Genomic DNA, 13285 nt, shown 5'->3' on the forward strand with positions numbered 1-13285 from the left:
TCACGAAAAAATTGAAGGAATAGCTAAACAAATTAATATCATCACAATAAACATGCTAAGTAGCATAACGATATCTTTGCCAGTTAAAATTGAGTTTGACACTGTCTCGGCATTTTGTACTTTTGTTACTTCGTTTACCTCTCTTGGAATTAAACGACTCGTAACATAAATAATCACAGCAGCGCTTACAAAACCGATAAAATTCCACCAAAACCAGAAAATATCAGGCGCAAATACCGACACCAACAAGTTAATTAATACACCACTAATTAAGCCAATATTGGCATGCAATGCAGCACTGCGTTTACTTAGTACAGCAACTAAAAATACTGCCAGTATTGGGCCATAAAATAACGAGCCGACTTTGTTAATAGCTTCAATAATGGTCGGCGCTATGTCACCGGCAAAAAGTGATAGTACTAAGGTAATTGCGCCCCATGCTAAACCTAAGTATTTAGCTAACTTTAAGTAAGATGGTTGGTCTAGCTCTTTATTAGATATACGGCTGTAATCTTCAATACTTACCGCCGAAAGTGAATTAATTGCAGAGCTAAGTGACGACATCGCTGCCGACAAAATAGCGACAACCAATAAACCAATTAAGCCATGCGGTAGGTAATCTAAAATAAATATAGGCATCATCCAATCAGGGTTATCTGCTGGAATTTTTGCTAAAAATTCAGGGTTACTCATTGCCAGAGTGCCAACAATTAAACCCGACACGCAATATAAAATAGTAATTGGAAAGCGCACTACACCATTTGCTAAAATCATGTAGCGTAGGTTTTTAGGATCTTTTGCACTGAGCGCACGTTGCGCCTGCGTTTGGTCACACCCATAGTAAGAAGCGTAAAGTACCACACCACCAAAAATCATCGGTAAAAAGCCAAAGCCATCTCCACTAAAACCAAATGAATCAAACTTAATCGCTTCTAATCGGCTCGAATCAACATTGGCAATAAAGGTATCAACCCCACCCAAGTGATATAGTCCAAACCCAATACAAGCAATAGTACCCAATACAATGATGATCATTTGAATCGCATCACCGTACACTACGGCTTTCATCCCGCCTTGCAGTGAATATAAAACGGTTATAACGCCCGTTAGTACAATAGCTTGCCATGCTTCTATTCCCATGGTGCCTTGTAAAATAAGCGATACCGCGTAAATCATAATGCCGGTCGCAAACGCACGGCTAAATTGAAAAACCACACTAATAAGTACACGGGTTGAGCGCCCAAAGCGCATTTCTAAATAATCGTAAATACTGACAATGCCGCTTTTATAAAGCTTGGGCAAAATAGTCGCTAAAATTAAAATCATCGCCAGCGGAACACCCAGCTCATACGAGAGCCATTGCATACCTCCACCTTCACGCAAACCAACAAATGCAGGAGCCGAAATAAAGCTAATAGCCGAAAGCTGAGTGGCCATTACCGACAAAGCCAAAGGTTTCCAACCTAAGCTTTTACCTCCTAAAAAATAATCATTTTTATTGGTTTGTTCGCGTAGCATAAATCCCATTACCAATAAGGCACCAAGATAAAGAGCAACTATTGAAAAATCTAATATATTCATAATTAATTCGCGTATTCACAATATGAAAACACTGCGCCTTTTCAAAAATAAAATACCAAATGGCTACCTGCCCTTATCTTTTTAATAAACGAGCCTAGTCAAAAAGATAAACCTGTAGCTAACTTAGCTGAAAAATGCATCACAATGCAAAAAACCTATTAACCCCAAAGTGAGTTAATAGGCATAAAGCATTTATTTAAAAGTCGTATTTAACTCTTAAAGTAACGCGTCGTGGGAGAATTGGGCGACCGACAAAGTATGGGTTATCTGCCGTTTGGCTATTACCTAGACGAGGTGAACCTTCAGTAACACCGTCAGAATCAAACAGGTTAAATACCCCAACGCTTAAGCGTACTGTTTGCTCTGGTGCAACTTGCCAGTTATAGCCTGCATCAAATCTAAATAAGTGGAATGAATCAAGTTCTACAGAGTTTGCATCGTTAGCAAAGTTTTTACCTGTAAAGTTATGATAAATAGAAGCATCCCAGTTATCTGCGGTGTAGCTAATAGATGAGTTAAATAATATTTTTGGTTTGCGACGTAATTCGTTACCAATAATAGAAGGGTCTGAGTCAAATTCAGTAAACTCGTGATCAGTGTAGGTCATGTTGGCATCAACAGCCCACTCATCGGTAATATCGTAACGACCAGTAAGCTCAACGCCCGTTGCTTTAGTTGATTGCATAACTGGCAGCTCTAATACGCCCCCATTACCATCATTTACAAAGTCTACGCTGCGTCTGTCTTTTAAGTCAGTTCTAAATAACGCAATGCTACCGCTAAAGTCGTTATCAAAAAACTTAACACCTAGCTCGCCTTGCTCAACAATTTCGGCTTCGTAGCTGGCAGGCTCGCCTAAATCGTTAAACTGAATACCTCTAATTTCTGGGAAGAAAAACCCGCGCGATGCATTGGCATATATATTTAAGTTATCGGTTAGGCGATATAACGCCGCCCCTGATACAGCAAATTCAGACGTGTCGACTTCGCCGTAAGTCATTACACCACTGCCCGTAGTGTTAACTTGTAAGTTAGGTGCAAGCGTTGGATCATCAGAAATCTGAACTACTTGGCTGCCTTCGCGACTAATTTTGCCTTCAATTTCTTCGTAGCGAACACCAAAGTCAAAAATCCAATCGTCACTTTCCATTTGATCTGCTACGTATAATGCCCGGCGGGTAGCGCTAATGGTTTGGTTAGTATAAGAAATACCTGGGCCACTAATACCATTTTGAGTGTACTGAACCTCATCGCCATTGACATCGGTATACGTTAAGTCGATTAAGCGAGGGTTGTTATTAAACTCACCTAAGTAAGTTGTAATAACGTTATCGTCGTCGGCTTCACTGTGCGAGAAAAATGTACCGACTGTAATATCGTGGCTAAAATCACCTACAAAAATACTTTTGATGATATTAAACTCTGCAGAAAAATCTTCAGCTGGGCGATCGCGGTCTAAAATACGGTTAGCAAATAGTAAGTCATCACTTGCAAGTGCGACACCTGAATTAACATAAGAAAACTCAGCACCGCTTGCATCACCTAGCCCTCTATTAGCTAAAAAGTCGTCTTGGCTTTCAGGTACATTAATAATACCGTCGCCGTCTAAAAATAGATTAAATTCGTGTTGGTATTTAGCGTATTTACTGCGCATATTAATGGCAAAATCGTTAGCGAGTTCTTTTTCAAACACCACTGAAATAGAGCCACCTTTAGTAACTACACCATCGCTGATTGGCGATTCATAACGACCATTTGCTGTATCGTACGTTAAGTTAGATACTTGCGCCGTTTGCAGTGATTCGACTTCACGACCATCGTTACCAATTAAGCGCTCGCGGCTGTCGCCATCAAGTGGAATAGGTAAGTAAAACTGCGCTTGGTCGTCAATGTACTGTCCGTAAACAGTAAATGAGCCAGAGCCATCATCAAATTCTTTACGAATATTACCACGCAACTGTGTACCTTTAGTCTCAAGGCCTGTATCTAAAGGGCCCTCGTCGTAACGGTAAAAACCAGAAAGCGCATAATATAAGCCGTCTTCGTTAAGTGGGCCGCTCGTTGCAAAATCTAAGCGAGTACGCCCTTGATCAGAAAGCTCCATTTGTACGGTGCTTTGCGGATCGTCACTGCCCGTTTTAGAAATATAGTTAATAATGCCGGCCACAGAGCCTTGGCCAAATAAATTAGATACACCACCACGCACAAACTCTACGCGTTCAATACCCAAATCATTACGGTAATACACATCAAACGCCGATGAGTTCAAACCAAAAACACTCAGTGTAGGTGAACCATCATAAGATAGCGGCGTAAATTGAAACTGACCCGATGAAGGTAAGCCTCTTACTTGTAGGTTAGTAGCGACTTCACCGCCACCGCCTTCTACTTTAATACCCGGAATATAGCGAAGCACATCCGCTTGGCTACTTGAAGACAGCTTTACCAGCTCGTCTTCACTAATAGATGTTACTGATTGTGGAGTGTCTGAAATAACACGCCCTTTACTGGTACCAGAGACGATAATACGCTCAACGTTGTTAGCTTTTTTTACTGTATCTGGTGCAGCTTCTTCTGCTGCATAAGCGCCCTGTGCGAGGCATAAAGATACAATAGAGGCGATCGTTGTTTTATTCACGGGTATTCTCCAATTGTGCTAGTTGTCTGTGTGTATTTACTTAGAGTGTGGCTAAGCAAAGCCGAAATAATCAAGTAAACATGTTAGTTTTTTGTTACTTCGAACAGGATTTAAGCACAGAAAAAAAACATTTACAACCCATAATGAGTGCTTTAATATTATCCAAATCGGAAATAACACACAAAGAGCACCCAATATGACTACTATAAACAGCGGTAAAATTGACTCAGCAACGGCTTCATCGCTTGCAGACCTTGCTACTAAAACACTTATAGCAAACGACTTAGGTGGCTATACAGTACCAACACATGGCCTATACCCGTTTCAGTGGAACTGGGATTCAGCCATTACAGCGCTAGGCTGGATGAAATCAGACGAAAGCCGCGCATGGCAAGAAATTGATGTGTTATTTTCAGGCCAATGGGATGATGGCATGGTGCCGCACATCTTGTTTCATAAAGATTCTGATACTTATTTTCCTGGCCCTGACGTATGGGGATCAGATAAAAAAATTAAAAGTACGTCTATTTCACAGCCGCCAGTAGTTGCCACCGTAATGAAAGAAATGCTTGCCAGCGCTAAAGATAAAGCACTTGCAGAACAAAAAGTTAAAGCGTTATTTTCACAAGTAGTTGATTATCATTTATGGTGGTACAACGACCGAGATCCTGAAAAAACAGGTTTAGTTGTGACCTACCACCCGTGGGAATCGGGCATGGATAACAGCCCATCGTGGGATGACGCTCTTCATGCTGTGCCATGTGTGGATTGGGAATATACGCGCCGTGATACAAGTCATGTAGATTCTTCTCAGCGCCCACATAAAAGTGAGTACGACTGCTTTTTATACCTTGTAGACTTTTTTAAACGTAACAACTTTGACAGCAAAGTAATTTACGAAACCAGCCCGTACAAAATGAATGACCTAGGTATTATTGCTATTTTACACCGTGCAACCAAAGATTTACTCAAAATGGGTGAACAACTTGGCTTAAACGATGCTCGCACTGATTACTTAGCACAGCGCTTACAAATAACAGAGCAAGCCATAAACACTTTATGGTGTGAACAAAGCCAGTACTTTTATTGCAGAGATGTATTAACTAACAGCTTGGCTAAAGTTAAAACATCAGCTGCACTATTAACTGTATATGCAGGTTTAACAAGCGATGAGCAAACTAAAATAATTAATACAGCCACCGAAGATTTTATTGAGTCGAGCCAATTTAGTGTGGCATCTACTCACCCTAAAGAAGAAAAATACGAGCCACAACGCTACTGGCGCGGCCCTATTTGGCTACACATCAACTGGATGATAGCCATAGGCCTTAAAGAAGCCGGCTTTGCAACAACGGCTGACAAAATTCAAGATGATACGCGCAACCTAGTTGTTAAGTCAGGCTACTACGAATATTTTAACCCAGAAACAGGTGCAGGCTGTGGTGGTAAAGATTTCTCGTGGACGGCTGCAATAGCATTACATTGGCTACTTGACTAACAACTAAGGCAAGATCATGAAACACACAATATGCTTTGGTGAAGTACTGGTTGATTTACTTTCAAATAAATTGAGCCAAAACAGCAACGAACACGAAGCGTTTACAAAGTTTGCAGGCGGTGCGCCTGCAAACGTAAGCGTTGCCATTGCAAAGCTAGGCGGTAATGCCTACTTTGCAGGAATGCTAAGCACTGATAGCTTTGGCGACTTTTTACATAATGCATTAAAAGAGCAAGGTGTAAAAACCGACTTTATGCGTTTTACCAACCAAGCCAAAACCGCCCTCGCGTTTGTATCACTCGATAACGATGGCGATCGCACGTTTGAGTTTTACCGTGATAACACCGCCGATTTGCACTTTAGTAACGATGACTTTAGTAGCGAATGGTTTGAGCAATGCGATATTTTTCATATTTGCTCAAACACATTAACCGACAAAAACATCAGAAACACCACCGCTTACGGTGTTAAATTTGCAAAACAAAATAACTCAATTGTGAGCTTTGATATTAACTTGCGCCTCAATTTATGGCCAAGCGATGCCAACCCTCGCGAGCATATTTTACCGTTATTAAAAGACTGCTCAATTATTAAAGCCTCAAAAGAAGAGCTTGAATACTTAGCGGGTGAGCAATCGAGCGATGAGTTTATTGCCCAAACACTTAATAACGGTTGTGAGCTATTTGTAGTTACCGATGCAGGCAACCCTATGCATTGGTATACAAAAAATGCCAAGCAAACGCTTCACCCTAAAAAGGTTACTATGGTTGATGCCACCGCTGCAGGAGATGCGTTTGTAGGTGGATTGCTGTATCAACTAGGCTTACACAACCTGACACCCAGCTCTTTTAGCGAGCTTTGCAATACGCCCGAAACACTAACAACTATTTTTGAATTTGCTTCGTTATGTGGTGCCCATGCCGCATCTTACAAAGGGGCATTTAACTCCCTACCTAACCAAAAGTCTCTACACGATTTTAGGAGCGAACTATGAAAAGCACACCTGATAACTTTAAAAGCCGTGAATTTTTAACACAGCACATTAGCGACACGTTAGCGTTTTATGAGCCAAATATTGACGATGAACACGGTGGTTTTTACCAAAACTTTTCTGATAACGGTGAGGTATTTGATAAACACACGCGCCACTTAGTAAGCTCTACTCGTTTTGTATTTAACTATGCACGCGCGTATCAAATCTTTAATGACGAAAAGTATCTTAATCGTGTTAAATCGGGGATTGAGTTTATTCGTAAGCATCACCTTGTTGAGCAAACAGGTGGCTACAACTGGTTATTAAAAGTTCAAAACGGTCAAGCTACCGTGCTTGATAACACCAATCATTGCTATGGCTTTGCATTTGTTATTTTAGCGTACAGCTGGGCATACCGTGTGGGCGTTACAGAGGCGCGCGAATACCTAAACGATACATTTCAAACAATGGAAACACATTTTTGGGATGCAAAAGCCGGTTTATATAAAGATCAGCACAACAGCGACTTCACAAAGTGTGATTCATACCGCGGCCAAAACGCCAACATGCACACCTGCGAAGCACTTATTGCCGCCTATGAAGCCACAAAAGACGAAATATTTTTAAACCGTGCGCTCACACTTGCCGACAACATGGTTAATCGCCAAGCTAATTTAATGGGTGGGCTAATTTGGGAGCATTACGATATAAATTGGCAGGTCGATTTAGAGTACAACAAAGACGATCCTAAAAATTTATTTCGTCCGTGGGGCTTTCAACCTGGCCATCAAACAGAGTGGTCAAAACTGCTTATGTTTTTAAATAAGCATAAGCCACAAAAATGGCTTATTGAACGCGCTCAAGCCTTATTTGATAACTCGATAAATGTAGCGTGGGATAAAAAGTACGGCGGTATTTGCTACGGCTTTGCTCCTGATAAAACTATTTGCGATGACGATAAATACTTTTGGGTTCAAGCCGAAACTCTGTGTTGTGCCGCGTATCTTTATCAAGCAACAGGGGATGAAAAATATCAGCAATGGTATGACAAAATTTGGCAGTATTCGTGGCAGCATTTAGTCGATCATAAATACGGCGCTTGGTTTAGAATTTTAACCGCTGACAATAAAAAAATAGACACGATGAAAAGCCCAATAGGTAAAACTGATTACCATACAATGGGTGCCTGTTTTGATGTGCTCGAACTATTAAAGTAACTATGTAGTTATAACTTTTACAGTATTGTGTAGACCTTTTAACCGCCAGTTTGGCGGTTTTTTTCTTAATGGGTGGCCAAAATCACTGTACCACTTGTATCTTGAGGTTTTGGATGCAATCTCATCAGAGAAACAAACTCAGGCTAAAAAAACTGGTAAGGCTCGTAAACGCTCTGTTAGCACTGACTTGGAGAGAATTAAAGAAGATAAATCAAAAGAAAAAAGGCTAAAAGATAAATACCGACATGAGTTAGATGTTGCTAATCAAAGGCTAGATGAAGCATATGCAGAGCAAACAATGCTGTTAACTGCGATGATGAATTTTCTAGATATAGAAGATAGAATTAGATTATTACGAGAATCAAAACCTAAGATCGTTAGCATTAAATAGCTAGAGGTTATTAATAATTGCCGCTACATTGTAGGGAAAATATAAATGAAAAAGATAACAAGGAAGCAGCACTTCGTACCCTGGTGTTTACTTAAAAACTTTAGCTATAACGATGGTGCTATTAATATATTCGATTCAACTAGGAATAAGTTACGGCCATCTAATGTTGGAGCTGAACTATTCGAGAATAACTTCTATGATAAAGACAACACGATCGAAAATTTTTTGCGTGATTATATTGAAGGGCCAGGCGCTCAGGCTTTAAAAATAATTACAAGGGAAGTTGATGGACAATTGGATTTTGAAGGGCGAGTAGACCTTCTTCGGTTTATTTTAGTTCAATTAAGCCGTACACCAAATGCATATTCTTCCTCGCTAGATAATATTGACAATTATTTTAATGAATTAATAAATCAATTAGGTCAATTAAATGGTTTTGATAAAGAAGCTCTAGACGGTATAAAAGTTTCTTTTGATAACCCAAAATATTTTCTTCAACTGCAAACACTGGAAGCTACGCTCAAAGTACCTCTTCTCTTAGATTTAGAGTGGCACATACTAATTAATGAAACAGCCACTGAGTTTGTGATATCAGATCATCCTGTGGTTCATTACAACTGGTATCTTCGTAACTTACACTCAATAGATATCAGTGGTTTGTCTAAATGTGGATTGCAAGTTTTCTTACCAATATCAAGCACTATTACCTTATGTTTATATGATAGTAAGATCTATAAAATGGGAGCTAAAAATAGTTCCTGTACCATAATTGAAAACTTACCAGATATACATCTGCTAAATGAACTTCAATTTAGGAGTCGAGGCTCATTTATTGTTTTTAGGTCTACAGATGACTCAAACTATGTTAAAAAAATGAGCGATAAGTTTCCAGCGAATAGCATTTATAGTAATACAGTAAAAGCCATAGCTCCCACAATTATTGGAAGGGAAGCTAAAAGTAAAATCACCCTCTGGCGTAAATCTTATATTTTTGATAGATGGTTGTCATTTTGCAAAGTTAAAAACAAGAAAAAAAGTCAGGATATAACCTGTTATGATCGAATACCTGAAGAATTAGCTAAACATGAACAATTCATTAAAGAAATGAGGTCAAAAAAAGAATAAAAATATGACTTATTTGCTTGTTTTTCAATCGCTATTTTATTGCTTTTATGACTTAAATTATGACTTTATTTTTAAGGAATAAAATACATTAAATTCAAGTGGTTAACTTTTAATCATATTTTAAATAATATTTTTTACCAAGGTTAAGGGGTGAAGCGATCACCCCAGGGTTACAAACTTTATTGTCTCTACACAACCTAAGCGTACTGCCCACAAGCAAATCCACAGCTCCAAGCATACTGGAAATTGTAGCCCCCAAGCCAGCCCGTTACGTCAGTTACTTCGCCTATAAAGTATAGGCCTTTAGCTTTTTTAGCTTCAAAGGTTTTTGAGCTCAACTCGTCGGTATCTACACCGCCCAATGTTACTTCTGCTGTTCTATAACCTTCTGTGCCATTGGGTTTAATTTGCCACGCATGAATGTAATTTACTAACTCATCTATTTGGGCATGTGTAAGCTGATTAATATTACAATCTGGTATCGCTTTGCTTTCATGCAGTATTTCTATAAAGCGTTTAGGTAAAATAGTCGAAAGGCTGTTTTTTAACGACTTTTGGGCTTGCGTTTCTCGCCAATCAGCAAGTTGTTGCCTTAAATTAATTTCAGGTAATAGGTTTATAGTTACAGCCTGCCCTGCTCGCCAAAATGAGCTTATTTGCAATATTGCAGGGCCCGATAACCCTCGGTGAGTAAAGAGGATATTTTCTTTAAATACGGTGCCGTCTTCGCTTGAAACTTCACAAGGGATACTAATTCCCGAGAGCCCTTCAAAACGCTCTTTATCGTGCTGATGCAAAGTAAATGGTACAAGTGCTGCCATGGTTGGTAACACGCTTAAGCCATACTGCTCTGCAATTTTATAGCCTATTGGTGTAGCCCCTAGTTTTGGCATGGTTAAGCCACCTGATGCTATAACTAACGACTCACAGCTTAAGGTTTCTTGCTCTGTGGTAACGCTATAGCCGGTTTCGGTTTTTGATACGCTGATCACTTCACTGCGTAGCTTTATATTTACTCCGGCCCACTCACATTCGGTTAGTAAAATATCAACAATGTCTTGTGCATTGTTATCGCAAAAAAGCTGGCCTAGTGTTTTATGGTGATACGCCAAGCCATGTCTGTCCACCAGCTCAATAAAGTCATGCTGTGTATAACGGCTTAAGCATGATTTAACAAAATGAGAGTTTGTGCATAAGTAGTTATCCGGGGTTGCATTTTCATTTGTAAAATTGCAACGCCCACCACCACTTATTAAAATTTTACGACCTGGTTTTTTCCCCATATCAAGTACTGTAACGCTTCGGCCACGGTATCCAGCTTGCGCTGCACACATTAATCCTGCTGCTCCCGCACCTATTACAATTACATCTACTTGGGTCATTTATTTATCTCATTAAAAAATTTGCTCGATTATAGCAAAGTTTAATAGCTAACAACGCAGCATTTGAATTATTAGCAATAACACAACAAAAACGCATCAGTAATAAGTAGGGAATAATTACCCTCACAATAAAACAACCCTTTATGCTTATTTTTAATTTATATGACAAATACTAAACAACGAGTAAACCGCTAAAAACCTGGGTTATAACTAAATGAAAGAGGTACCTAATAAATTGATATTTTAACCTAGTTAACATATCGTTTACTTTTGTTCCCGCATCGTGATCTTATATCACGAAATAATAAATAAAAATCTAGGGATAATTATGACAACTAGTAAAACTTTTAAAAGATGCGCAATTGCAATTACAGTTAGTACGCTTTTTGCAGCAACATCTGGCATGGCTCAATCAGTTTCAAGTTCAATGGCTGAAACATCGGCTAAACTACAAAGCCAAGGCAGTTTCGAAACTCAGTTCATTATTAAATATAAAAATAATAACGAAATGGCGAGCTTTTCAACTGCTGACGCAAGCCCGTCTAGCATGAAAAAGCGCGCACAAAGCTTTGTTAAAAACTTCGCTTCTAAAAAAGGCAAAGTAAAAGCAAAATATATTCGTGCAATGGCACTTAATAACCACCACGTAATGCGTGCTGATAAAAAATTAAGTGCGGCAGAGGCCCAAGAGTTTATGCAAGAAATGGTTGATTCAGGCAATGTTGAATACATTGAAGTGGATCAAATGTTAAAGCCGTTTTCAACTCCTAACGATCCACGCTTTGATGACCAATGGCATTACTACGAGCAAGCCGGTGGTTTAAACTTACCTACTGCATGGGATACCGCAACGGGTAGCGGTGTAGTTGTAGCTGTACTAGATACGGGTTACCGCCCACATGCCGATTTAAATGCTAACATTTTACCGGGTTACGATATGATCTCTAACCTATCGGTAGCTAACGATGGCGGTGGTCGCGATAGCGATGCACGTGATCCTGGTGATGCAGTTGCTGCGAATGAATGTGGCACTAACGGTGCACAAAACTCTAGCTGGCACGGCACGCACGTAGCCGGCACAGTTGCTGCGGTAACCAATAACGGTGAAGGTGTTGCAGGCGTAGCTTATAACGCAAAAGTAGTGCCTGTTCGTGTACTAGGTAAGTGTGGTGGTTTAACCTCTGATATTGCAGATGGTATTATTTGGGCATCTGGCGGAAGTGTTTCAGGCATTCCTGCTAACTCAAACCCTGCAGATGTAATAAATATGAGTTTAGGCGGCAGCGGTTCATGTAGCTCGACAACTCAAAATGCAATTAACACCGCGCGTAGTAACGGCACTGTGGTAGTTATTGCTGCAGGTAACGATAACGATAACTCAGCAAACTACAATCCAGGTAACTGTAATGGTGTAGTAAACGTAGCATCAGTAGGTCGTAATGGCGGTCGAGCTTATTACTCAAACTACGGTAGCAATATTGATGTTGCAGCACCGGGTGGCGCGCAAAGCTTTGCAAACGACTCAGAAGGTGTTCTATCAACTTATAACTCAGGTTCGTCTACACCTTCAAGCGACAGTTACGGTTATTCGCAAGGTACATCAATGGCTGCGCCTCACGTAGCAGGTGTTGCGGCACTTATTAAGCAAGCAAAACCAGATGCAACGCCTGACGAAATAGAAAGTATTTTAAAATCAACAACCCGTTCGTTCCCTGCGACATGTACTAGCTGTGGTACGGGTATTGTTGATGCAGCCGCAGCTGTTGCAGCAGCAAGTGGCGGCACCACTCCGCCTACAGGCGGTGATAGCGAGCTTATTAATGGTGAAGCTAAAACAGGTTTAAGTGGGGCTGCAAATGCACAAGCATTTTACATGATGACAGTACCAAGCGGTGCAACTAACGTAACATTCACTATGAGTGGTGGTACTGGTGATGCTGATTTATACGTACGTGCGGGCAGTAAACCTACAACTACTACCTATGACTGTCGCCCTTATAAAGGCGGTAATAGCGAAGAGTGCTCTATTGATAACCCTACAGCAGGCACTTACCACGTAATGCTTAACGGCTACTCTGCGTATTCAGCTGTGAGCTTGGTAGGTAATATTACTGGTGGTTCATCGTCTGGTGGCGGTACAGGCACTCCACAAGCTGGCGGCGGCACTATAAGCGATGTGACAGCCAATACTGGTCAGTGGAAACATTACACGTTAGATGTACCTGCAGGAATGAGTACGTTTACAGTAACAACGTCGGGTGGAAGTGGCGATGCAGACTTATTTGTAAAATATGGCAGCCAACCAACAACCACTACGTACGATTGTCGCCCTTATAAAAATGGCAACGCAGAAACATGTACATTTACCAATCCACAAGCAGGTACTTGGCACTTGAGTGTTAACGCTTATAGCACTTTCTCTGGTTTAACACTTAGCGGACAATACCAACCGTAACTTAAAGTTTGAGCCGTAAATAAAA

The 13285-nt window shown here is 40.3% G+C and carries 9 protein-coding genes; 6 read left to right on the forward strand and 3 right to left on the reverse strand.

The window, feature by feature from the left end:
- Both I6E70_RS02965 and I6E70_RS20845 read right to left on the reverse strand, forming a co-directional pair.
- Positions 1–1581: a sodium:solute symporter gene (locus I6E70_RS02965; protein WP_010553326.1), complete on the reverse strand. Its 1581-nt coding sequence runs from the start codon at positions 1579–1581 to the stop codon at positions 1–3.
- Positions 1582–1777: 196 nt separating this feature from the next.
- The gene (locus tag I6E70_RS20845) at positions 1778–4219 is read right to left on the reverse strand and encodes a TonB-dependent receptor (RefSeq protein WP_197187996.1); all 2442 of its coding nucleotides are present in this window, start codon (positions 4217–4219) and stop codon (positions 1778–1780) included.
- Between the two features lie 196 nt (positions 4220–4415).
- On the opposite strand from I6E70_RS20845, the gene I6E70_RS02975 reads away from it, so the two are divergent.
- The 5 genes from I6E70_RS02975 (at position 4416) to I6E70_RS02995 (ending at position 9423) form a co-directional block, all read left to right on the forward strand.
- Positions 4416–5717 carry an MGH1-like glycoside hydrolase domain-containing protein gene (locus tag I6E70_RS02975; RefSeq protein WP_197187997.1) on the forward strand — a complete coding sequence of 434 codons (1302 nt, stop codon included), beginning with the start codon at positions 4416–4418 and terminating at the stop codon, positions 5715–5717.
- A gap of 16 nt (positions 5718–5733) precedes the next feature.
- Positions 5734–6711 (forward strand): carbohydrate kinase family protein, encoded by a 978-nt coding sequence (locus tag I6E70_RS02980; RefSeq protein WP_197187998.1) that lies wholly within the window; start codon positions 5734–5736, stop codon positions 6709–6711.
- Complete coding sequence (locus I6E70_RS02985; protein WP_197187999.1) at positions 6708–7907, forward strand: AGE family epimerase/isomerase; 1200 nt, start codon at positions 6708–6710, stop codon at positions 7905–7907. The genes I6E70_RS02980 and I6E70_RS02985 overlap by 4 nt, the downstream gene beginning before the upstream one ends.
- Positions 7908–8016: 109 nt before the next feature.
- Entirely contained in the window at positions 8017–8298 is a 282-nt protein-coding gene (locus I6E70_RS02990) for a hypothetical protein (RefSeq protein WP_133120271.1), read from the forward strand.
- Positions 8299–8343: 45 nt separating this feature from the next.
- Positions 8344–9423 (forward strand): DUF4238 domain-containing protein, encoded by a 1080-nt coding sequence (locus tag I6E70_RS02995; protein ID WP_197188000.1) that lies wholly within the window; start codon positions 8344–8346, stop codon positions 9421–9423.
- Between the two features lie 197 nt (positions 9424–9620).
- Here I6E70_RS02995 and I6E70_RS03000 read toward each other — a convergent pair whose 3' ends face one another.
- A complete protein-coding gene (locus tag I6E70_RS03000) occupies positions 9621–10805 on the reverse strand; it encodes an NAD(P)/FAD-dependent oxidoreductase (RefSeq protein WP_197188001.1) in 1185 nt (394 codons plus the stop codon).
- Positions 10806–11133: 328 nt separating this feature from the next.
- Between I6E70_RS03000 and I6E70_RS03005 the strand changes: the two genes are divergently transcribed.
- Entirely contained in the window at positions 11134–13260 is a 2127-nt protein-coding gene (locus I6E70_RS03005) for a S8 family peptidase (protein WP_197188002.1), read from the forward strand.
- Positions 13261–13285: the final 25 nt, after the last annotated feature.

This window comes from Pseudoalteromonas sp. NGC95 (genome assembly GCF_015864705.1).
Classification (GTDB): domain Bacteria; phylum Pseudomonadota; class Gammaproteobacteria; order Enterobacterales; family Alteromonadaceae; genus Pseudoalteromonas; species Pseudoalteromonas arctica.

Excerpts from the sequence above, each read along its gene's own strand:
- I6E70_RS02965 (WP_010553326.1), bottom strand. The coding sequence starts at position 1,581 with ATGAATATATTAGATTTTTCAATAGTTGCTCTTTATCTTGGTGCCTTA.
- I6E70_RS02975 (WP_197187997.1), top strand. The coding sequence starts at position 4,416 with ATGACTACTATAAACAGCGGTAAAATTGACTCAGCAACGGCTTCATCG.
- I6E70_RS02980 (WP_197187998.1), top strand. The coding sequence starts at position 5,734 with ATGAAACACACAATATGCTTTGGTGAAGTACTGGTTGATTTACTTTCA.
- I6E70_RS02985 (WP_197187999.1), top strand. The coding sequence starts at position 6,708 with ATGAAAAGCACACCTGATAACTTTAAAAGCCGTGAATTTTTAACACAG.
- I6E70_RS02995 (WP_197188000.1), top strand. The coding sequence starts at position 8,344 with ATGAAAAAGATAACAAGGAAGCAGCACTTCGTACCCTGGTGTTTACTT.
- I6E70_RS03000 (WP_197188001.1), bottom strand. The coding sequence starts at position 10,805 with ATGACCCAAGTAGATGTAATTGTAATAGGTGCGGGAGCAGCAGGATTA.
- I6E70_RS03005 (WP_197188002.1), top strand. The coding sequence starts at position 11,134 with ATGACAACTAGTAAAACTTTTAAAAGATGCGCAATTGCAATTACAGTT.